This is a genomic window from Rhodococcus sp. W8901 (genome assembly GCF_013348805.1).
GTDB lineage: Bacteria > Actinomycetota > Actinomycetes > Mycobacteriales > Mycobacteriaceae > Prescottella.
The window spans coordinates 2,662,764-2,684,480 of sequence record NZ_CP054690.1 but is presented as its reverse complement, the minus strand read 5'-3'; the positions used below and the strand labels follow the sequence as shown (position 1 = coordinate 2,684,480).

21 protein-coding genes are annotated in these 21,717 nt (G+C 68.9%); 9 read left to right on the top strand and 12 right to left on the bottom strand.

Going from position 1 to position 21,717, the window contains the following annotated elements; translation table 11 throughout:
• Positions 1–63: 63 nt before the first annotated feature.
• A complete protein-coding gene (locus tag HUN07_RS12675) occupies positions 64–1,695 on the bottom strand; it encodes an ABC-F family ATP-binding cassette domain-containing protein (protein WP_174910019.1) in 1,632 nt (543 codons plus the stop codon).
• A gap of 163 nt (positions 1,696–1,858) precedes the next feature.
• Here HUN07_RS12675 and HUN07_RS12670 point away from each other — a divergent pair, with 163 nt between their 5' ends.
• Together HUN07_RS12670 and HUN07_RS12665 are read left to right on the top strand one after the other, a co-directional pair.
• Positions 1,859–2,629 carry an SDR family oxidoreductase gene (locus tag HUN07_RS12670; RefSeq protein WP_174910017.1) on the top strand — a complete coding sequence of 257 codons (771 nt, stop codon included), beginning with the start codon at positions 1,859–1,861 and terminating at the stop codon, positions 2,627–2,629.
• Positions 2,630–2,658: 29 nt separating this feature from the next.
• Positions 2,659–3,744, top strand: coding sequence for a lycopene cyclase family protein (locus HUN07_RS12665; RefSeq protein WP_254622987.1), 1,086 nt, complete (start codon positions 2,659–2,661; stop codon positions 3,742–3,744).
• Between the two features lies 1 nt (position 3,745).
• On the opposite strand, the gene HUN07_RS12660 is transcribed toward HUN07_RS12665, so the two are convergent.
• A complete protein-coding gene (locus HUN07_RS12660; protein WP_174910015.1) occupies positions 3,746–4,741 on the bottom strand; it encodes an alkaline phosphatase family protein in 996 nt (331 codons plus the stop codon).
• A gap of 196 nt (positions 4,742–4,937) precedes the next feature.
• Here HUN07_RS12660 and ku point away from each other — a divergent pair, with 196 nt between their 5' ends.
• Positions 4,938–5,771 carry a non-homologous end joining protein Ku gene (gene ku, locus HUN07_RS12655; protein WP_114722740.1) on the top strand — a complete coding sequence of 278 codons (834 nt, stop codon included), beginning with the start codon at positions 4,938–4,940 and terminating at the stop codon, positions 5,769–5,771.
• 4 nt (positions 5,772–5,775) lie between these two features.
• Here ku and HUN07_RS12650 read toward each other — a convergent pair whose 3' ends face one another.
• The 8 genes from HUN07_RS12650 to HUN07_RS12615 form a co-directional block, all read right to left on the bottom strand.
• The gene (locus tag HUN07_RS12650) at positions 5,776–6,267 is read right to left on the bottom strand and encodes a DUF1990 domain-containing protein (protein ID WP_181818832.1); all 492 of its coding nucleotides are present in this window, start codon (positions 6,265–6,267) and stop codon (positions 5,776–5,778) included.
• Positions 6,268–6,271: 4 nt separating this feature from the next.
• A complete protein-coding gene (locus tag HUN07_RS12645) occupies positions 6,272–6,682 on the bottom strand; it encodes a metal-sulfur cluster assembly factor (RefSeq protein WP_114722739.1) in 411 nt (136 codons plus the stop codon).
• Positions 6,679–7,173 (bottom strand): Fe-S cluster assembly sulfur transfer protein SufU, encoded by a 495-nt coding sequence (gene sufU / locus HUN07_RS12640; RefSeq protein ID WP_114722738.1) that lies wholly within the window; start codon positions 7,171–7,173, stop codon positions 6,679–6,681. Before sufU ends, HUN07_RS12645 begins: the two co-directional genes overlap by 4 nt.
• Positions 7,174–7,175: 2 nt before the next feature.
• Complete coding sequence (locus tag HUN07_RS12635) at positions 7,176–8,438, bottom strand: cysteine desulfurase (RefSeq protein ID WP_174910013.1); 1,263 nt, start codon at positions 8,436–8,438, stop codon at positions 7,176–7,178.
• 5 nt (positions 8,439–8,443) lie between these two features.
• On the bottom strand, positions 8,444–9,241 hold the full coding sequence (sufC, locus tag HUN07_RS12630; RefSeq protein WP_114722736.1) for a Fe-S cluster assembly ATPase SufC: 798 nt from the start codon (positions 9,239–9,241) through the stop codon (positions 8,444–8,446).
• Between the two features lie 48 nt (positions 9,242–9,289).
• Positions 9,290–10,477 (bottom strand): Fe-S cluster assembly protein SufD, encoded by a 1,188-nt coding sequence (gene sufD, locus HUN07_RS12625; RefSeq protein WP_174910011.1) that lies wholly within the window; start codon positions 10,475–10,477, stop codon positions 9,290–9,292.
• Entirely contained in the window at positions 10,477–11,922 is a 1,446-nt protein-coding gene (gene sufB, locus HUN07_RS12620) for a Fe-S cluster assembly protein SufB (protein WP_174910009.1), read from the bottom strand. The genes sufD and sufB overlap by 1 nt, the downstream gene beginning before the upstream one ends.
• A gap of 71 nt (positions 11,923–11,993) precedes the next feature.
• On the bottom strand, positions 11,994–12,692 hold the full coding sequence (locus HUN07_RS12615) for a helix-turn-helix transcriptional regulator (protein WP_174910007.1): 699 nt from the start codon (positions 12,690–12,692) through the stop codon (positions 11,994–11,996).
• Positions 12,693–12,887: 195 nt separating this feature from the next.
• Here HUN07_RS12615 and mptB point away from each other — a divergent pair, with 195 nt between their 5' ends.
• From mptB to HUN07_RS12590, 5 genes are all read left to right on the top strand, one after another.
• Positions 12,888–14,576 (top strand): polyprenol phosphomannose-dependent alpha 1,6 mannosyltransferase MptB, encoded by a 1,689-nt coding sequence (gene mptB, locus HUN07_RS12610; protein WP_174914675.1) that lies wholly within the window; start codon positions 12,888–12,890, stop codon positions 14,574–14,576.
• A gap of 14 nt (positions 14,577–14,590) precedes the next feature.
• Positions 14,591–15,544, top strand: coding sequence for an ABC transporter ATP-binding protein (locus tag HUN07_RS12605; RefSeq protein ID WP_114722758.1), 954 nt, complete (start codon positions 14,591–14,593; stop codon positions 15,542–15,544).
• Positions 15,541–16,338 (top strand): ABC transporter permease, encoded by a 798-nt coding sequence (locus HUN07_RS12600; RefSeq protein WP_174910005.1) that lies wholly within the window; start codon positions 15,541–15,543, stop codon positions 16,336–16,338. Before HUN07_RS12605 ends, HUN07_RS12600 begins: the two co-directional genes overlap by 4 nt.
• A 67-nt stretch (positions 16,339–16,405) precedes the next feature.
• On the top strand, positions 16,406–17,971 hold the full coding sequence (locus HUN07_RS12595; RefSeq protein ID WP_174910004.1) for a hypothetical protein: 1,566 nt from the start codon (positions 16,406–16,408) through the stop codon (positions 17,969–17,971).
• 97 nt (positions 17,972–18,068) lie between these two features.
• Positions 18,069–19,043 carry a COX15/CtaA family protein gene (locus HUN07_RS12590; RefSeq protein ID WP_174910002.1) on the top strand — a complete coding sequence of 325 codons (975 nt, stop codon included), beginning with the start codon at positions 18,069–18,071 and terminating at the stop codon, positions 19,041–19,043.
• Between the two features lie 72 nt (positions 19,044–19,115).
• On the opposite strand, the gene HUN07_RS12585 is transcribed toward HUN07_RS12590, so the two are convergent.
• Entirely contained in the window at positions 19,116–19,469 is a 354-nt protein-coding gene (locus HUN07_RS12585) for a hypothetical protein (protein WP_114722729.1), read from the bottom strand.
• A gap of 83 nt (positions 19,470–19,552) precedes the next feature.
• On the opposite strand from HUN07_RS12585, the gene HUN07_RS12580 reads away from it, so the two are divergent.
• Entirely contained in the window at positions 19,553–20,518 is a 966-nt protein-coding gene (locus tag HUN07_RS12580; RefSeq protein WP_174910000.1) for a quinone oxidoreductase family protein, read from the top strand.
• An 80-nt stretch (positions 20,519–20,598) separates the two neighbouring features.
• Here the strand turns inward: HUN07_RS12580 and HUN07_RS12575 are convergent, their stop codons facing one another.
• On the bottom strand, positions 20,599–21,588 hold the full coding sequence (locus HUN07_RS12575; RefSeq protein WP_174909998.1) for a heme o synthase: 990 nt from the start codon (positions 21,586–21,588) through the stop codon (positions 20,599–20,601).
• Between the last annotated feature and the right edge of the window lie 129 nt (positions 21,589–21,717).

The following is a 21,717-nucleotide window of genomic DNA, read 5'->3' as shown; positions in this document are numbered from 1 at the left end:
GATCACCGATCGACGCGTGATCAACAAACCGAAAACTCGCTCAGCCAGCGGGGATGGGACGAATCAGGCGAGCTGGATGAGTTCGAGGTACTCCTGGGACCAGTGATCTTCCTGCCCATCAGGCAGCAGGATGACCCGCTCCGGGTTCAGTGCCTCGGCGGCGCCCGGGTCGTGCGTGACCAGGACGACGGCGCCGGTGTAGCTGCGGAGCGCGTCGAGCACCTGCTCGCGTGAGATCGGGTCGAGGTTGTTGGTCGGCTCGTCGAGCAGCAGCACATTCGCCGCCGACGACACCAGCCCGGCCAGCGCCAGACGTGTCTTCTCGCCACCGGACAGGGTGCCCGCCGGCTGCTCGAGCTGCGGCCCGGTGAACATGAACGCCCCCAGCAGACCGCGCAGGTCCTGCTCCCCGGTGTCGGGGGCGGCGTGCCGGATGTTCTCCCACACAGTCGCGTCGTCGTCGAGGGTGTCGTGTTCCTGCGCGAAGTAGCCGATCTTCAGCCCGTGACCGGGCACCAGCTCGCCCGCATTGGGCGTTTCGGTGCCCGCCAGGATGCGCAGCAGCGTCGTCTTGCCGGCGCCGTTGAGCCCGAGCACGACCACCCGGCTGCCACGGTCGATCGCCAGATCGACACCGGCGAAGATCTCCAAGGAGCCGTACATCTTGGTCAGGTTCTCGGCCATCAGCGGTGTCTTGCCGCAGGTGGCGGGCTCCGGGAAGCGGATGTGCGCGACCTTGTCGTCCACCCGCACCTCGTCGAGAGCGGCCATCATCTTGTCGGCGCGCTTGGCCATGTTCTGCGCCGCGGTCGCCTTGGTCGCCTTCGCGCCGAGCTTGGCCGCCTGCACGCGCAGCGCGCCGGCTTTCTTCTCGGCGTTGGCGCGTTCACGCCGGCGCCGCTGCTCGTCGGTGGCGCGGGCGTCGAGGTACTTCTTCCAGCCCATGTTGTAGATGTCGGCCTCGCCGCGCACGGCGTCGAGGAACCACACCCGGTTCACGACGTCGTTGAGCAGGTCCACGTCGTGACTGATCACGATCAGGCCGCCGTCGTGGTTCTGCAGGAACCCGCGCAGCCACGTGATCGAGTCGGCGTCGAGGTGGTTGGTGGGCTCGTCGAGCAGCAGCGTGGTGTTCGACTTGCCGCCCGAGCCGTCCGAGGCCGCGAACAGGATCCGGGCCAGTTCCACGCGGCGACGCTGACCACCGGAGAGGGTGCGCAGCGGCTGCTCCAGGATGCGATCCGCCAGCCCGAGGCTGTTGCAGATGCGGGCCGCCTCGGACTCGGCGACATACCCGCCGAGGGCGGAGAACCGGTCCTCGAGCGAACCGTACTTGCGCACGGCCTTGTCACGGACCGCGTCGTCGACGGCCTCGGCCATGATGGTCTGCTGCTTTTCCATCTTGCGCATGATCTCGTCGAGACCCCGCGCCGACAGCACCCGGTCCTTCGCGAGGACGTCGAGGTTGCCCTCCTTGGGGTCCTGCGGCAGGTACCCCAACTCGCCGCTGCGGATCACCGCACCCGCGTAGGGTTCGCCCTCCCCCGCCAGGATGCGCAGGGTGGTCGTCTTGCCGGCACCGTTACGCCCGACCAGACCGATCCGGTCCCCGGCCTGCACACGCAACGCCGAACCCGGGGCAGACAGCAGCGTCCGCACACCGGCACGAACTTCGAGGTCGGTGGCGGTAATCAAGCAAAACTCCCTAGGTGAGAAAAGGCGGGACGGCCCCGAAGCGCACGCACTGCGCCATTCGGACGTCATCGTGCCCGCGATAGAGCACAAGAACCACCGATTTTACCGTGACGCGGGATTGTCGCCACACCGCGGTGCAGTGAGTCGGCTAACGTTCGGCTCCATGACACGTGCGAACGATCTGCAGGGACGCAACGCCCTCGTCACCGGCGCCAGCCGAGGAATCGGCAAGGCCATCGCCGCGGAACTGCTGGGGCGCGGCGCCAACGTCGTGGTGACCGCGCGCAAACCCGAACCGCTCGAGGAAGCGGCCGCGGACCTGCGCGCCCTCGGGCACGCCGGCAAGGTCATCGCGATCGTCGGGAACTCCGGCGACGCCGACGCCCGCACCGAGGCCGTCGCCCGCACGGTGAGCGACCTTGGATCGATCGACATCCTGATCAACAACACCGGCATCAACCCGGTCTACGGCGCGCTGATGGACGCCGACCTCGACGCCGTCCGCAAGATCTTCGACGTCAATGTCGTCGCCGCCCTCGGCTACGTCCAGGAGGCGTACCGGGCCTGGATGGGCGAGCACGGTGGCGCGGTCGTGAACCTCGCGAGCGTCGCCGGCATCCGCTCGACCGGCGTCATCGCCGCGTACGGCGCCTCGAAGGCCGCGCTGATCCGGCTCACCGAGGAACTCGCGTGGCAGCTCGGGCCGAAGATCCGGGTCAACGCCGTCGCCCCCGGCGTGGTGAAGACCAAGTTCGCGGCGGCCCTCGTGTCGGCCGGCGAGGATCAGGCGTCGTCGGTCTACCCGATGAAGCGGCTGGGAACCCCGGAGGACGTCGCCGGCCTGGTCGGTTTCCTCGTCTCCGACGATGCCGCCTGGATCACCGGCGAGACCGTCCGCGTCGACGGCGGACTGCTCGCGACGGGCGGGCTCTGATCCCTACGTTCTCCGCCGATGTCGCGGTGGTGGGCCTCGGTCCCGCCGGCCGCGCCCTCGCCCACCGCGCCGCCGCCGCCGGGCTGCGGGTGGTGGGTGTCGACCCGACGCCCGACCGACCGTGGACGCCCACCTACGCGGCCTGGGTCGACGAACTGCCGTCCTGGCTGGATTCGTCGGTGTTGCGTGCCCGGGTGTCCCGACCCCGGGTGTGGACGACGCGCGAACGGAGCCTCGACCGCGCGTACGCCGTGCTCGACAACTCCGCCCTGCATGCGCGGCTCGGATTCGATCGCGTCGTTCGCGGGGTAGCGGCCGAGATCGGCCCCGGCACGGTCACGTTGCGTGACGGCACGCAGATCCGCGCGGCACGGGTGATCGATTCGCGCGGCCTGCGCCCCGATCCTGCGCTGGCGGAGCAGACCGCGTTCGGGATCGTGGTGTCCGTGGAGGTCGCTGCGCCCGCGATGGCCGGCGCCGACGGCTGGTTCATGGACTGGCGCCGCGACAACGGCACCGCGCCGGACGATCCGGCGTCGTTCCTGTATGCCGTCCCCGTCGGCGCCGACCGGGTGCTGCTCGAGGAGACCTGTCTCGTGGGACGGCCCGGATTGCCGCTCGATTCGCTGCGCACGCGACTCGCGGCCCGGCTGCGCAACCGCGGCGTCGAACTGCCCGCCGACACGCCGGCCGAACGGGTGCGCTTTCCCGTGGAGGCTCCGCACGGCAGGTCCGCGGTGGCCGCGTTCGGTGCCCGAGCAGGACTGGTCCACCCGGGCACCGGCTACAGCGTGGCGGCGTCCCTGTGCGCGGTCGACGACGTGGTCACCGCGCTCACCACCGGCAGGGACCCCAGAAAAGCATTGTGGCCGTTACCCACCCGAGCCGTCCGGACCCTGCGCGAGGTGGGGTTACGGGCGCTGCTGAGCCTCGATCCGGCATGCACCGCCGAGTTCTTCGAGGCCTTCTTCACTCTGCCGGTGGATCGGCAGCGGGCCTACCTGTCCGGACGTGATCAACCCGCGGCCATCGCCGCGGCGATGTGGGAGATCTTCCGGAAAGCACCGCCGCCGATCCGTCGGACGCTGGCGGCAGCCGGCGTCCGACGGTCGTGACTCAGGACCCGAGCGAGCCCGTCGGGATCCACGACGGCAGCCGGCCGAGGGAACCGGTCGCGGTCGGCGCGGCCTTGGGCAGCGGGGCGCCGTCGAGGTCGGCGGGCTGGGCGCTGCCCAGGTTGTCGAGGACCGTGGGAGCGACGTCGGCGATCGTGTACTCGTCGTCGGCGACGCCGGCCTGGTAGCCCGCACCGCGCGCGATCACGAACGTCGTTGCCTCCTCGGCACTCTGGCCGCCGTGGCCGCCGTTCGGCTTGTGGCCGTGGTCGGAGGTGACGATGATCGTCCACTTCTCGCCGGTGGCGTTGCTGCGCGCGTCGACCGCGTCGACGATCTTGCCGACCTCGGCGTCGACGCGCTCGAGGGCCGGCGCGTACTCCGATCCGGCGGTGCCCGAGGAGTGTCCGGCGCCGTCCACCTGGTCGAGTTGGGTGAAGACGAAATCCGGACCATTGGAGGCGATCTCGGCGGCGACGGCAGTCGCGGTGGCCGCGTCGGTCGCGGCCTCGCTGCCGGCACCCGGGGTCGTCACGACGACGTCGGCCTTGGGCGTGCCCGATCCGGCGATGGTGGCGATGCCGCCCCACGTCGAGATCGAGGCGGTGCGCAGTTCGGGCTTCACCTGCTCGATGCGGGTGAAGGCCGTCGGGTACCGGTCGTAGCGCGAGCCGTTGAACGAGTTGTCGACCACACCGTGCTTGGTGTGCCACACGCCGGTGAGGATCGTCGACCACGACGGACCGGAGATCGTCGGGTGACCGAGGATCGACGACTGCCCGCTGGTGCCCTCGGCGATCAGCCGATGCAGGTTGGGGGTGTTCGCGTCCTTGACGTAGTCGAGCATCGTGCCGTCGAGTCCGATGACGACGGTCTTGGTGACCGACGGCGTGGGCGCGGCGCTCGCGGTACCCGCTGCGCCGACGACACCGGCCGCGACGGCACCGGCGGCGAGGAGGAGGGACAGGGCCTTGGGGGATGTGATGTTGTTAGTCACAACGAACAGCCTGAATTGGACTAGACCAATTCTCCCGACGCCGGACGGACTGTTCGTCGACTGTTCGACGGGCGTTCGCCGCAGACGCCGCGGCGACGCCTGCCTGTCGGTCCGACGTCGCCGAAATGTCTCGAGATGGTGATGATCTTCTCGGCGGAGCCGACACCGTGCCCCGATCTGGGCAATAGTGGGTTCCATGCGATCAATCTGGAAGGGTTCCATCGCGTTCGGGCTGGTCAACGTGCCGGTCAAGGTGTACTCCGCGACGGAGGACCACGACATCCGCTTCCATCAGGTCCACGCCAAGGACGGCGGACGGATCAAGTACAACCGGGTGTGCAGTGAATGCGGCCAGACGGTGCAGTTCGCGGACATCGACAAGGCCTACGACTCCGACGACGGCGATCGCGTCATCCTCACCGACGAGGACTTCGAGAAGCTGCCGGCGGCCGAGCAACACGAGATCCCGGTGTTGCAGTTCGTGCCCACCGACCAGATCGATCCGATCCTGTTCGAGAAGAGCTACTACCTCGAGCCGGACTCGGCCACACCGAAGGCGTACGTGCTGCTGGCGAAGACACTCGCGAAGACCGATCGCACCGCACTGGTGCACTTCACCCTCCGCCAGAAGACCCGACTGGCGGCACTGCGGGAACGGGACGGGGTGCTGGTGATCCAGACACTGCTGTGGCCCGACGAGGTCCGCGCGGCCGCATTCCCGTCCCTCGACGACGCCGAGGAACCGAAGGCCAAGGAACTGAAGATGGCCGGCACGCTCGTCGAGAGCATGGCCGAGGACTTCGACCCCACCGAGTTCACCGACGACTACCAGATCCAGCTCCGCCAACTCCTGGACGACGCGATCGCCAGCGGTGGCAAGAAGGTCATCCCCGCCGCCGAACGGGCCGAGGCAGGCGGCGAGGACGCCGAGGTGGTCGACCTGGTCGCGGCCCTGCAGCGCAGTCTCGAGGCGGCCGGCGAGGACGTCAAGCCCGCACCCGCGAAGAAGGCGGGCCGCAAGCGGGCCTGACGCGTCAGTCGGCGAACGCGTCCAGATAGCGCCGCGTCATCGCACGCTGCACGAGACGTGCCACCGGGTCGCCGACGCGGGTGAACCAGCGGCCGGGACGCGAGAACGCGGTGATCGTCGCCACCACCGCGCCGTCGGCGTGGCGTTCGACGCAGAACCGCTCCTCCCCCGACTCGGGATGACCGGTCAGCGTGCCGTACGCGAATCCGCGACGGTCGGGCTCGTCGACGACGTAGATCACGCGGCACGGGATCGTGAAGCCGAACCACCGCAACTCGACGGTGGTGCCGGGCACCGCGATCGGCGACTCGGCCTCCACCCGTAGGCATGCACGCCGGTGGACATCCCAGCCCATCAACGCGTCGGACGCGGCGAGGAAGGCATCCTCGCCGCGTCCGATGGCGGTCGATTCCCGCAGGTGTCGGTAGCCGGCCGGCAGCTCTCCGGCGGTGGCACCGACCTCGCGGTAGGTCAGTACCCGGGAATCCCGGGCCAACCCGCTAGACCGTGAAGCCGAGCGCGCGCAGCTGCTCGCGGCCGTCCTCGGTGATCTTGTCCGGGCCCCACGGCGGCATCCAGACCCAGTTGATCCGCAGCTCGTCGCACAGGCTGCTGTTCACCAGGGCGCGCTTGGACTGCTCCTCGATGACGTCGGTCAGCGGGCAGGCCGCGGACGTCAGCGTCATGTCGAGTAGGACGACGTCGATGCCGTTCTCGTCGATCTCCTTGAAGTCGTAGACCAGGCCGAGGTCGACGACATTGATACCGAGTTCGGGGTCGACGACGTCACGCATCGCCTCCTCGAGCTCGTCGAGGCGCTCCGGGGTGAGCGATGCGCCGTACTCGGCACCGCTCTCGGCCTCGGTCGCCGCGTTCTCGGGCTGGGCCTGCTCGGCCTGGGTCTCGGTCATGATGTCTGTCCTCCGGTTCGAGCAAGGTCGTCTTCGGGATTGCCGTCGACTATTCGAACAACGGCGTCCTTGAAAGCCATCCATCCCAGCAGCGCGCACTTCACGCGCGCCGGGTACTTCGACACGCCGCTGAACGCGATGCCGTCGCCGAGCACGTCCTCGTCACCCTCGACGGTGCCCCGACTGCTCACCATCTCGCTGAACGCGTCGACCGTGCGCAGCGCCTCATCGAGGGGCATACCCACGATCTGGTCGAACATCACCGACGTCGACGCCTGGCTGATCGAGCAGCCCTGGCCGTCGTAGGAGATGTCGGCGACGACGGGCCGGCCGTCCTCACCCTCCGACAGGTGCGCGCGCAGCGTGATCTCGTCACCGCACGTCGGGTTCACGTGGTGCACCTCGGCGCCGAACGGATCGCGCAGACCGCGACCCAACGGGTGCTTGTAGTGGTCCAGGATCACTTCCTGGTACATCTGCTCCAGACGCACGCTCAGGCTCCTCCGCCGACCCCGAAGAAGTCCTGCGCCCGCCGGATACCGGCGATCAGGGCATCGACCTCGTCGAGGGTGTTGTACAGCGCGAACGACGCCCGCGCGGTGGCGGCGATGCCGAACCGCTGGTGCATCGGCCACGCGCAGTGATGGCCGACGCGGACGGCCACGCCGTCGTCGTCGAGGACCTGGCCCAGGTCGTGGGCGTGGATCCCGTCGACGAGGAACGACACGGCAGAGCCGCGGTCGATTCCGTCCGTCGGGCCGACGATGCGGACGCCGGGAATCCCGGCGAGCCCCTCCAGCGCCGCGGTGACGAGCTGATGCTCGTGTGCCGCGATGGCATCCATGCCGATGTCCTCGAGGTACTTCACGGCGGCACCGAGCCCGACCACCTGCGACGTCATCGGCACACCGGCCTCGAAGCGCTGCGGCGGGGGCGCGTACGTGCTGCCCTCCATCGTCACGGTCTCGATCATCGAGCCGCCCGTGATGAACGGCGGCATCGACGCCAGCAGCGCGCGCTTGCCGTAGAGGACGCCGACGCCGGACGGGCCGAGCATCTTGTGTCCCGAGAACGCCGCGAAATCGACGTCGAGAGCGTGGAAGTCGACGGCGATGTGCGGCACGGACTGACATGCGTCGAGCACCGTCAGCGCGCCCACGGCCTGCGCCCGGCGGACCAGCTCGGTCACCGGCGAGATCGCACCGGTCACGTTCGACTGGTGCGTGAACGCGACGACCTTGACCTTGTCGGTCAGCTCGAGCGAGTCCAGGTCGATGCGCCCGTCGTCGGTGATGCCGTACCAGCGCAGCGTCGCGCCCGTGCGGCGCGCAAGCTCCTGCCACGGAACGAGATTCGCGTGATGCTCGAGCTCGGTCACGACGATCTCGTCGCCCGGGCCGACGACCCGGGAGAACCGGTCGTCACCGAACACGTGTGCAACCAGGTTGAGCGACTCGGTGGCGTTCTTGGTGAACACCAGCTCGTCCGCCTCGGCGCCGACGAACGACGCGATCGCACTGCGGGCACCCTCGTACGCGTCGGTGGCCTCCTCGGCCAGCTGGTGCGCACCGCGGTGCACCGCGGCGTTGCACGTGGTGAGGAAGTGCCGCTCGGCGTCGAGCACCTGGACCGGACGCTGCGACGTGGCACCGGAGTCCAGGTACACCAAGGGCTTTCCGTCGCGCACGGTACGTCCCAGGATCGGGAAGTCTTCCCGGATCCTGGTGACGTCCAGCGCTGCCGCCGTGGTGGTCATCCGAACTACGCCTCTGCCCCGGACGCTGCAGCCTGGGTGAACCGCACGTAGCCGTTGGTCTCGAGCTCGTCGGCGAGCTCGGCGCCACCGGACTCGACGATGCGGCCGTTCACGAACACGTGCACGAACTCGGGCTCGATGTAGCGCAGGATCCGCGTGTAGTGCGTGATCAGCAGGATGCCGCCGTTCTCACGCTCCTTGTAGCGGTTGACGCCCTCGGAGACGACGCGCAGCGCGTCGACGTCCAGGCCGGAGTCGGTCTCGTCGAGGATCGCGATCCTCGGCTTGAGCAGACCCAGCTGCAGGATCTCGTGGCGCTTCTTCTCGCCACCCGAGAAGCCCTCGTTGACGCTGCGCTCGGCGAACGCGGGATCGATCTCGAGCTCGACCATCGCCTCCTTGGCCTCCTTGACCCAGTGGCGCAGCTTGGGGGCCTCGCCACGGACCGCGGTGGCAGCGGTGCGCAGGAAGTTCGACATCGACACGCCCGGAACCTCGACCGGGTACTGCATGGCCAGGAAGAGACCGGCGCGGGCGCGCTCGTCGACGCTCATCTCCAGGACGTTCTCACCGTTGAGGGTGATCGAACCGGAGGTCACCTCGTACTTGGGGTGGCCGGCGATCGCATACGACAGGGTGGACTTGCCGGAGCCGTTGGGGCCCATGATCGCGTGGGTCTCACCCGAGCGGACGGTGAGGTTCACGCCCTTGAGGATGTTGATCGGCTCGGCGTTCTCGTCCGAGCTGGCGACGTTGACGTGCAGGTCCTTGATTTCGAGAACCGAGTTTTCAGGGGTAGACATTCGATTTCCTCTGGGAAGTATCGGCGGAAAGCTGGAGGCGGGCCCGGATCAGGCGCCGACGGCGGCGAGTTCGGCCTCGACCGCGGCCTCGAGGCGCTCGCGCACCTCGGGAACGGCGATGCGGTTGATGATCTCGTGGAAGAAACCACGCACCACCAGTCGCCTCGCCTGGTCCTCGGGAATACCCCGGGCGCGCAGGTAGAACAGCTGCTCGTCGTCGAAACGTCCGGTCGCGCTGGCGTGTCCGGCGCCCACGATCTCGCCGGTCTCGATCTCGAGGTTCGGCACGGAGTCGGCGCGCGCGCCGTCGGTGAGCACCAGGTTGCGGTTGAGCTCGAACGTGTCGGTGCCCTCGGCCTCGGCACGAATCAGCACGTCGCCGATCCACACGGTGTGTGCGTCGGGCTTACCGGAGGCCGGATCGCCCTGCAGCGCACCCTTGTACACGACATTCGACTTGCAGTGCGGCTGCGAGTGGTCCACCAGCAGGCGCTGCTCGAAGTGCTGACCGGCGTCGGCGAAGTAGAGGCCGAGCAGCTCGGCGTCGCCGCCGGGGCCCGCGTACTTGACCGTCGGCGTGATCCGGACGAGGTCGCCGCCCAGGCTCACCGAGGTGTGCCGCAGCACCGCGTCCCGGCCGAGCATCGCGTGGTGGGCCGCCGCGTGCACCGCGTCGTCCTCCCAGTCCTGGACCGCGACGACGGTCAGCGACGAGCCGTCGCCGAGCACGAACTCGACGTTCTCCGCGTAGGTTCCGCTGCCCTTCTGATCGAGGACGACGGTCGCCTTCGCGAAGGTCTCGAGGCGGATCTGCAGGTGACCGAACGCCACCTGGCCCTCACCGGGTCCGGTGACGACGATGTTGATCGGCTCCGCCACCTCGGTCTCGCGACCGACGGTCACGACGGTCGCCGTCTCGAACGACGAGTACGCCTGCGCGGCGACTCGATCGAACGGGACGCCGCCCTGGCCGAGGCGGGCATCGTCACGGCCGACGGTCTCGACGGTGACGTCGCCACCGGTGACCTCGACAGCGGCCGAGCCGGATGCGACGGCGGTGCCGTCGTGCAGACCCCGCAGCCGGCGCAGCGGGGTGAACCGCCACGCCTCGTCGCGTCCGGCGGGCACCTCGAACGCATTCACGTCGAACGAGGTGAAGACCTCACCCTTGTTGGTTGCGGGGGCGACGTTCTCGCCGGCCACCGCACCCTGTACTCCCGTCACGGGGGTGCTCACTAGCCCACCGCCCCTTCCATCTGCAGTTCGATCAGGCGGTTGAGCTCGAGGGCGTACTCCATCGGCAGCTCCTTGGCGATGGGCTCGACGAACCCTCGCACCACCATGGCCATCGCCTCGTCCTCGGTCAGACCGCGGCTCATGAGGTAGAACAACTGGTCGTCGCTGACCTTCGACACCGTCGCCTCGTGGCCCATCGTCACGTCGTCCTCGCGGACGTCGACGTACGGGTACGTGTCGGAACGGCTGATCTGGTCGACCAGCAGGGCGTCACACTTGACGGTCGCCCTCGACCCGTGCGCACCCTTGTTGACCTGGACCAGGCCGCGGTAGGACGCGCGGCCGCCGCCGCGGGCGACGGACTTGCTGACGATCGTCGACGACGTGTGCGGCGCCAGGTGCAGCATCTTCGCACCCGTGTCCTGGTGCTGGCCCTCGCCGGCGAACGCGACGGAGAGAACCTCGCCGCGGGCGTGCTCGCCCATCATCCACACGGCCGGGTACTTCATCGTGACCTTGGAGCCGATGTTGCCGTCGATCCACTCCATGGATCCGCCGGCCTCGACCTTGGTGCGCTTGGTCACCAGGTTGTAGACGTTGTTCGACCAGTTCTGGATCGTCGTGTAGCGGCAGTGGCCGCCCTTCTTGACGATGATCTCGACGACCGCGGAGTGCAGCGAGTCGGACTTGTAGATCGGGGCCGTGCAGCCCTCGACGTAGTGCACCGAGGCGCCCTCGTCGACGATGATCAGCGTCCGCTCGAACTGACCCATGTTCTCGGTGTTGATCCGGAAGTAGGCCTGCAGCGGGATGTCGACCTTGACACCCGGCGGGACGTAGATGAACGAGCCACCGGACCAGACGGCGGTGTTCAGCGCGGAGAACTTGTTGTCGCCGGCCGGAATGACCGAGCCGAAGTACTCCTGGAAGATCTCCGGGTGCTCGCGCAGACCGGTGTCGGTGTCGAGGAAGATCACGCCCTGAGCCTCGAGATCCTCACGGATCTGGTGGTAGACCACCTCGGACTCGTACTGCGCGGCGACGCCGGCGACCAGGCGCTGCTTCTCCGCCTCCGGGATGCCCAGCTTGTCGTACGTGTTCTTGATGTCCTCGGGCAGGTCTTCCCAGCTCTCGGCCTGCTTCTCGGTGGACCGCACGAAGTACTTGATGTTGTCGAAATCGATGCCGTCGAGGTTCGAACCCCAGTGCGGCATGGGCTTCTTGTCGAAGGTCTTGAGCGCCTTGAGGCGGATGTCGAGCATCCACTCGGGCTCGTTCTTCTTCGATGAGATGTCCCGCACGACGGCCTCGGACAGACCTCGCTGTGCACTGGCACCGGCGGCGTCGGAGTCCGACCAGCCGTAGCCGTAATTGCCCAGCGAGGCGATCGTCTCTTCCTGCGTCAGTGGCGCCTCGGGTGTCACCTGGTCTGATGTGACGGTCATGCGAGCTCCTTCCGGAGTCTTGGTACGTACCGGTGAGAGCTGGACACCGGCAGGGAGAAAATCGAGATCATCTATTCGGTCGTTCGGGGTAACGCGAGCGGGACATGCGTGGTGCAGGCGCAGTCCCCGTTGGCGATGGTCGCCAACCTCTGCACGTGTCGGCCGAGCAAGGCGGCGAACGCGGCCCGTTCCGCCTCGCACAGTTCTGGGAACTCCTCGGCCACGTGCGAGACCGGGCAGTGGTGCTGGCAGATCTGCACCCCGTTGCCGACCGGACGGATCGAGGCGGCGAACCCGGCCGAGGTGAACGCCTCCGCGATCTCCTCGGCGGTGGACTCCACCTCCTCCGGCTTGTCCTCGGTCACCGGCGCGACGTCGCCGACGATGGACTGCACCCGACGTCGGGCGAAGTCCTCGATGGCCGCGTCGCCACCGATCTCCCGCAACTGCCGCATCGCGGCACCGGCGAGGTCGTCGTACGTGTGGCCGAGCTTGCCCCGACCCGCTGCGGTGATCTGGAACAGCTTCGCGGGACGGCCACGACCACGCTGCCGCCAACTGGCGGCACTCGCGGCTTGCGCCTCACCCGCATCGATGAGCGCATCCAGATGCCGTCGGACACCGGCCGCACTGAGACCGAGTCGCACGCCGATGTCGGTGGCCGAGATCGGCCCCTCCTCGACGAGCAATTGAACGACCGCCGCGCGAGTGTGTCCTTCGTGTGCACCGGCAACGGACACCGTGGAACCAGCGGAGGACGACGCAGTCACGTGAGCTGCGCTTTCTCCACTCGAACGTCGAGCCGCTTCCGATTTCACAACACCAGTGTGACGGAATTAGGCCCAGCGGTCCACGAAGGGTTGCCTGTGTAACGGGCGCCACACCGATTCGGCCGGGTCGTCGATCCGCCGTGACCGAAGTCCCCCGCCCGCCCCGCTACGCTGCACCGTGTGCCGCAGACCGAGATGGACAACGAGTCGGACGCCCCGGCCCGATCTCGGGCCGAGCGGGCGACGACCTTCGCCAAGCGCGCGCTCGGGATCGACGGGCGTTCCCCCCGCCCGTCGGTAGGCGACGCCCTCCACGGCGACGAACCGGAGTCGCCAGGTCTCAACGCCCGCGAGAACCGCCAACTGCACCACATCCGACTCTTCGGTGCGACCGGCGCAGTATTGATGGCCGTCGGCGCGCTGGGCGCGGGAGCGCAACCTGTTCTGCAGAACCCGGTCCAGGGCCTGCGGATCCTCGGCCTGCCGGCACGTATGCCGAGCGCGACCCTGAGCATGGCGATGACGGGCACCGTCATGGTGGTGCTGGCCTGGCTGCTGCTCGGCCGATTTGCGGTCGGAAACATCCGCGGCGGCCGAGCGCCCCGACAGCTCAGCCGGTCGCAACTCGACCGCACCCTTCTATTGTGGGTGATTCCCCTCACAGTCGCTCCGCCGATGTTCAGCCGCGACGTGTACTCCTACCTCGCGCAGAGTGAGATCACCGCCCGCGGCCTCGATCCGTACGAGATCGGACCGGCCGGGGCACTCGGCGTCGATCACGTCCTCACCCGGACCGTGCCGAACATCTGGCGTGAGACGCCGGCGCCCTACGGTCCCCTGTTCCTCTGGATGGGACGCGGAATCACCTACCTGACCGGCGACAACATCGTGGCCGGGATCTTCCTGCACCGCATTCTCGCGCTCGCCGGTGTCGCGCTGATCGTGTGGGCGCTGCCCCGCCTCGCCCGCCGCTGCGGCGTCTCCGCTGTGAGCGCGTTGTGGCTGGGCGCGGCGAACCCACTGGTGCTGTTCCACCTGGTCGCCGGCATCCACAACGAGGCTCTCATGATCGGCCTGATGCTGGCCGGCGTCGAGGTGGCCCTGCGTGCTGTCGACAGCGTCCAACCGATCCGGGGCCGGGTCCTGCTCCTCCTGCTCGCGGGCGCGACGCTGATCGTGTTGTCCTCGACGATCAAGATTCCGTCGCTGCTGGCACTCGGTTTCGTCGGCATGGCCCTGGCCCGGCGGTGGGGCGGCAACCTCAAGGCACTGGTGTCCGCTGCGGCCATCCTCGGCGCGGTGACCATCGCGGTGACGGTGTTCGTCAGCGTCGCGAGCGGACTGGGCATGGGCTGGACCCAGACGCTCGGCACCGCAACGGAGGTGCGCAGCTGGATGTCGATCCCGACGTTGCTCGGACTGGGAACCGGTCTCGCGGGCGTCCTGCTCGGCCTCGGCGACCACACCACCGCTGTGCTCAGCCTCACACGACCGATCGCGTCGCTGATCGCCGCCTTCATCACGGTCCGCATGCTGATCGCCGTCCTAGTCGGACGAATCCATCCGGTGGGGGCGCTCGGCGTCTCGCTGGGCGCGATCGTCCTGCTCTTCCCCGTGGTGCAGCCCTGGTACCTGCTGTGGGCGGTGATCCCGCTGGCCGCGTGGGCCACCCGGCCCATCTTCCGTATCCCCGCGATCGCCTTCTCGTCGTTCGTCAGCGTGATCTTGATGCCCAACGGCGCCGAGTACGAGCCGTTCATGATCGTCCAGGCCGCCATCGCGACCGCGGTGACGAGCATCGCCCTGATCGTCCTGACACGGAATCAGCTGTTGTGGCGGGCGCAGCCCGGACCGCCGGCTCAGACTGATCCGGCCGGGGCTTAGGCTGGTTCCTCGTGATTGTCAGAGCGTCGAACACGACGTCCAACAGGGGCGGTCCCGCCGTGCGACTCGAGGGCGTGGTCAAGTCGTTCGGCGACCTGCGCGCGGTCGACGGACTCGACCTCACGCTCGAGTCCGCGCAGGTACTTGCCCTGCTCGGCCCCAACGGCGCCGGCAAGACCACGACCGTCGAAATGTGCGAGGGCTTCGTCTCCCCCGATGCCGGGTCGGTGCGCGTCCTCGGTCTCGACCCCATCGCCGACTCGGCCGCCCTGCGCCCGCGGATCGGCGTCATGCTCCAGGGCGGCGGCGCCTACCCCGGATCGAAGGCCGGGGAGATGCTCGACCTCGTGGCGTCATACTCGGCCGACCCGCTCGATCCCGAGTGGCTCCTGAAGAGCCTCGGATTGCAGGACGCGCGCCGGACGCCGTACCGACGACTGTCCGGTGGCCAGCAGCAGCGCCTCGCGCTCGCATGCGCACTCGTCGGGCGCCCCGAGCTGGTGTTCCTCGACGAACCGACCGCCGGCCTGGACGCGCAGGCCCGTCTGCTGGTGTGGGAGCTGATCGACGCCCTGCGCCGCGACGGCGTCAGCGTCCTGCTGACCACGCACCTGATGGACGAGGCCGAGGAACTGGCCGACGAACTGGTCATCATCGACCACGGGCAGATCGTCGCGTCCGGTACACCGTCCGAGGTCACCCGGACCGGGGCCGAGGGCCAGCTGAGCCTCGTCGCGCCGCCCGGTCTCGACCTCGAGCGTCTGCGCGCCGTCCTGCCTGCCGACTACCAGGCCCTCGAGCGCACTCCCGGCAACTACGCGGTGCGCGGCACCATCGATCCGCACATCGTCGCGGCGGTCACGTCGTGGTGTGCCGGACAGGACGCGCTCGCCACGGAGATCCGGGTGGACCAGCGCCGACTCGAGGACGTCTTCCTCGAACTCACCGGACGGGACCTGAGGGGATGAGCGTGACGCACCACGACCGCCTGGCCGACAACCGATTCGCCGACGGTACCTTCACGCCGCGCCCGCAGCCGGCGCCCGCGGCCCGCATGCTCGCCGCACAGACCCGGCTCGAGCTCACGCTGCTGCTGCGCAACGGCGAGCAGTTGCTCATCACGATGTTCATCCCGATCACCCTGCTGATCGGTCTGACTCTTCTCCCCGTCGGCGACTTCGGCGACGACCGCGTCGACACCATCGTCCCGGCCGTGATGATGGTCGCGATCATGTCGACGGCGTTCACGGGGCAGGCGATCGCGGTCGGCTTCGACCGGCGCTACGGCGCGCTGAAACGACTCGGGGCCACTCCCCTGCCGCGCTGGGGCATCATCGCGGGCAAGAGCGCGGCTGTCGTCATCGTCGTCGCGATGCAGTCCCTCCTGCTCGGAGCCATCGGCTTCGCCCTGGGCTGGCGGCCCGAGGTGCTCGGACTGCTCCTCGGCGGCGTCGTCATCGCGCTCGGCACGGTCACGTTCGCGGCGCTCGGCCTGTTGCTCGGCGGCACGCTGCGCGCCGAGATCGTTCTCGCCCTCGCCAACATCCTGTGGTTCGTGATGGCCGGTGTCGGCAGCGTCATCTTCGCCGATCAACTGCACAGTGGTGTCCGGATCGGCGCGCAGCTCATCCCGTCTGGGGCGCTGGCGCAGGCCCTCGAGGACGCGACCACGGGCAGCATCAACGTCATGTGCGTGGCAGTGCTGGCGGTGTGGGCGGCGGTGGCCGGTTTCGTCGCGACCCGCACCTTCAAGTTCACCTGACACGAGTATTCGTGCATTCGGCTCGTGTCGGGCGAAACGCTCCCGGCACCGACCGTCCGGTACCACAATGACCGTCGTGACTGCTTCCCTGATCACCGGATTCCGTCGTACCTCGATCGCCGCGTGCGGCGCACTCGCTCTGGCCCTGGCCCCGGTGACCGCGGATGCGGCCCCCGGGTGGGGGCCCCTCGCACCGGCCAACCCGTATCTGGGCCCCGACGGGACCTCCACCATGCACGGGGACGCCGGATCGTCGGACGCGACGCGGCTGGCCGGCCCGGGCGCCGGCGCGGTCTCGATCGCGCAGTACCCGCTCGCGTCGGCCTGCCCGACGCTGCTGCAGGGCTCCGACGGCCTGGGCGTCGCACTGTGCACGACGATGCTGGGCCGGACGCCCACCGTGCACCTGCTCGATCCGACCGCGTCGACGTTCCCGGTGGGTGGCACGCTGGCCCAGTTGGAGCTGGCCAGGGGCAGCCTGCTCGGCGGGGTGTACGCCTACCTGGATTCGGACGACCGCCTCGTGGTGGTCGACGGCAGCCGTCACCTGCTGCGGGTGGGCCACGCCCAGGACCCGGACGGCACCTGGACGCTCACGGTCGACTCGAGCACCGATCTGACGTCGGCGATTCCCGACGGCGACAACGTCACCGGACTCGCGCCCGACTGGGCCGGCAACGTGTGGTTCGCGACGGGCAACGGTGTCGTGGGCACGGTCGACCACACCGGCACCGCCCGCACCGTGCCCCTACCGGCGGGCGAACAGGTGCAGAACAGCATCTCGACGTCACCGACGGGCACCTCGGTCGCGTCCACCCACGCCACCTACCAGTTCACCGCCGGACCGGACTCGCAGCCGCAACTCGAGTGGCGGCAGGAGTACGACCGGGGGTCGGCGCGCAAGCCCGGCCAGCTCAGCTGGGGCACGGGTTCGACACCCACTTACTTCGGGCCCGCCACCGGATCCGAGTACGTCACGATCGTCGACAACGCCGACGGCCAGGTGAACCTGCTGGTCTACCGGTCCGACACCGGCGCCGAGATCTGCAAGGAACCGGTCCTGCCTCCGGGCGACGACGGCGGCAGCTTGTCGGGCAGCACCGGCAGCCTGAGCGGGAGCGCCACCGGGAGCACCGGATCGGGCAGCGGCAGCGAGAACTCCCCCATCGGCATCGGGCGCTCGGTGTTCGTCGCGAGCACCTATGGCTACCCGTACCCGACGGTCCCGGACGGCGCGGGCGAGGCGGTTCCCGCGTCGGCGCCGTTCCGCGGCGGGATGACGCGCGTGGACGTCGACACCGACGGCGAGGGCTGCAGCACCGTATGGCAGAACGAGGTCCGCAGTTCGGCGGTGCCGCACCTGTCCACGGCGGACGGCAACATCTACACGATGGTCCGGCAGGGACTGGACGCGACGACGCCGCTCGACGGCTTCGCCTACGCGGTGATCGACCCCGACACCGGCGCGGTGAAGACCACCAGGACGATCACCGGCACCATGCTCGGGGACACCCTGCAGATGTCGGCGCTGATCACCGAGGACGGCCGGTACATGCAGGGCACGATCTCGGGGATCGTGTCGGTCAACCCGGACGGCGGCGGCTCGAGCGGCTCGGGATCGTCGGGGTCGTGATCCCCGCGGTCGCCGGGCACCGGGCCCGGGTCGACGACACCCCGGCCGAGCCGGGCCCAACTACACCGCGTAGTGGAAGGCCCTCTACCATCGGGTTGTGCTGTATCGCGGGTTTGTGAGCCTGGTCAACCGTCTACCGCTGCCGTCGCTTGCGGTCCAGAAGTGGATCGCGATCGCGGTGATCGTGACGCAGGGCGGCATCGCGGTCACCGGATCGGTGGTCCGCGTGACGGCATCCGGCCTCGGATGCACCACCTGGCCGCAGTGCTACCCGGGCAGTTTCGTCCCGACCGGTGATTCGACGGCGCCCTGGTTCCACCAGACCATCGAGTTCGGTAACCGCCTGCTCACGTTCCTGGTGATCGCGACCGCCGCCGCGGTGGTCCTCGCGGTCACGCGCGCGGCGCGGCGGCGCGAGGTGCTCGTGTACGCGTGGCTGATGCCGCTGTCGACCGTCGCGCAGGCGGTGCTCGGCGGGATCACGGTGCTCACCGGGCTGCTCTGGTGGACGGTGGCGCTGCACCTGCTGGTGTCGATGGCAATGGTGTGGCTGTCGGTGATGCTGTACCACAAGATCGACCAACCGGACGACGGCGTCGAGGTCACCACCCTGCCCAAGCAGCTGAGCTGGCTGACCGCCCTCACCGGCGTCGCGCTGGCCGGCACGTTGGTGGCGGGAACGATGGTGACCGGTGCCGGCCCGCACGCCGGTGACAAGAACCCGGAGCGCACGGTCGAACGTCTGGACCTCGACATCACCAACCTGGTGCACCTGCATGCCGAGTTGCTCGTCGGCTACCTGGCGCTGCTGATCGGCCTGGGCTTCGGCCTGTACGCAGTCGGGGCGAGCGCCGAGGTGAAGCTGCGCCTGAAGGTCGTGATCGCGCTGGTCGTCGCACAGGCGTGCGTCGGACTCGTGCAGTTCTGGACGCACGTGCCGGCCGTGCTGGTGACGATCCACGTGGCGCTCGCCGGTGCGTGCACCGCCGCGACCGCTGCCCTGTACGCGGCGGGCCGGATCCGCGAGCCGGTGGCCGACCGCGCCGAAGCCGAAACTGTCGCGTCGGCCTGACGCCGCGTCACCACAACGAACGACGAAGGCCGGGTCCCCGCGACTACCGCGGGGACCCGGCCTTCTCAGGTGTCAGCGCTCGTTGCGAGCCTTCGGGAATCGCGTCTGGTGGGCCACCCAGCCCGCCATCTTCGCGAAATGACCCTTGCGCGGGGTCACGACACTGGTGAGGGCGCGGTCCCACTCGGAGACCGTGATCTCGTCGAACGAAGCCACGACGGCGTTGGCGATCGCGACCGTGTCGACCACCTGGTCGCCGAGGATGCCGTCGGCGCCGACGAGGGTGATGCGCACGCCCGCGCGACCCACCGGCTGGATGACCGCGCTCGCGGATCCACCGTGCTCGGACAGGAACTTGCGGATCGCGGCGACCGTGCCCGAGGGCAGGACCGGGGCCGCAGCGGTGCTCTGGGTATCGGTGCTCATGGGGCCAGACTACTGTGCGGTAGCCGAACGACCGTCACGACCTTCCGGTACCGCACGGCGTGAGCCGGTGTAGAACAAAGAGCATGCGTGCAATCGTGGTGTCCCAGTTCGGCGGTCCGGAGGTTCTCGTCCCCACAGAGGTGCCCGATCCGGAGATCGGCCCCGGTGACCTGCTGGTTGCCACGGAGGCGATCGGCATCAACTTCATCGACACGTACTTCCGCACCGGAACCTATGCCCGCGACGTCCCATACGTGCCCGGCGACGAGGGGTCCGGCGTGGTCCTCGAGGTCGGGTCCGACGTCACCGACTTCGCGGTGGGCGACCGCGTCGCGTGGGCGGCCGCGGCCGCCGGCTACGCGGAGAAGGTCGCGGTGCCCGCCGCGGTGGCGGTGAAGGTGCCCGCCGGCGTGGCTCCCGAGTTCGCGGCGTCGGCGCTGCTGCAGGGCATGACCGCGCACTACCTGATCGAGTCGGCGTTTCCCGCGCAGGCCGGGGACACCGTCCTCGTGCACGCCGGAGCCGGCGGGGTGGGCCTGCTGCTCACCCAGATGGCCGCCGCGAAGGACGTCAAGGTCATCACGACGGTGTCGAGCGACGAGAAGGAATCGCTGTCGCGCGAGGCCGGCGCGTGGCGGGTCCTACGGTACGGTGCCGGGCTCGCGGACCAGGTTCGTGAGCTCACCGGCGGCGAAGGGGTCGCCGCCGTGTACGACGGCGTCGGCAAGGACACGTTCGACGCGAGTCTCGCGTCGTTGCGGATCCGCGGCACCCTCGTGCTGTTCGGGGCCGCCAGCGGACCCGTCGCGCCCTTCGACCTGCAGCGTCTGAACTCCTCCGGATCGCTGTACGTCACCCGCCCCACGCTCGCGCACTACGTGCGGAATCGGGAAGAGCTGACGTGGCGCGCCGGTGTGGTACTGGACGCCATCGCCGCCGGGACATTGAAACTGCGCGTGGGCGGCACATATCCCCTCGCGGACGCCGCGCAGGCGCACCGGGACCTCGAGGGACGCCGGACCATCGGGTCGATCGTGCTGGTGCCCTAGCAAGCCCGTCGAACGACGGAGGCTGTCGAACGGCGAGGGCCCCGGTCGTCGAAACGACCAGGGCCCTCGCCGAGAGTTCGTCAGAAGTAACTGGCGATGGTGTTCCAGCCGAGCACGGAGTCGACGGCGAGTCCGCAGCACACGACCGCGAGGTAGTTGTTGGACTGCAGGAACAGCTTGAGCGGCTTGATCGGGGTGCCGCCGCGCACGCTGTTGTACAGCTGGTGAGCGACGAACAGGAACCACGCGCCGGCCAGCAGGGTGACGCCCGCGTAGATCCAGCCGGCCGCCGGGACCAGCGCCAGCGACGCGAGGACCGTCGCCCACGTGTAGATCACGATCTGCTTGGTGACGTGTTCCTCGGACGCGATGACCGGGAGCATCGGGACACCGGCAGCCTTGTAGTCCTCCTTGTAGCGCATCGCGAGCGCCCAGGTGTGCGGCGGCGTCCAGAAGAAGATGATCAGGAACAGGACGACCGGCTCCCAGCTCAGCGATCCGGTGACCGCGGCCCAGCCGACCATGACCGGCATGCAGCCGGCGGCGCCGCCCCAGATCACGTTCTGCCACGTCCGGCGCTTGAGCACCATCGTGTAGACGAGCACGTAGAAGGCGATGGTGAGAACCACGAGGAACCCGGCGAGCAGGTTGGCGCGCCACCACAGCCACAGGAACGAGGCGACACCGAGCGTCATGCCGAACACGAAAGCGTGCCGGGTCGGGACGGCCTGACGTGCGAGGGGACGCAGCGCCGTCCGCTTCATCACCTTGTCGATGTCGGCGTCGACGACGCAGTTGAGCGAGTTGGCGCTCGCCGCGCCCATCCATCCACCGAACAGCGTGCTGATGATGAGGACGAGATCGATGTGGCCGCGGTCCGCGAGCAGCATCGCCGGAATCGTGGCGACGAGCAGCAGCTCGATCACCCGCGGCTTCGTCAATGCGATGTACGCCAGAATCGTCGCCGAAACGCGGCCCCACAGCGTGGTGGTGTCCCGCGCAGTCTTCGATTCGGATGCGGCGGCGGGGCTGCCGAAGCCATGTCCGCTCGGCCGATGCCCTGTACGCACGCTATCTCCTTGCCCCACGCGACTACATCCTCGCTTGCTACTGCACTACTACAAACGATGGTAGACGCCGCAAACCTGCGAACCGAATCGACCCGAATGGGGAGGCACAACTAGGCTGGAGGCGCACAA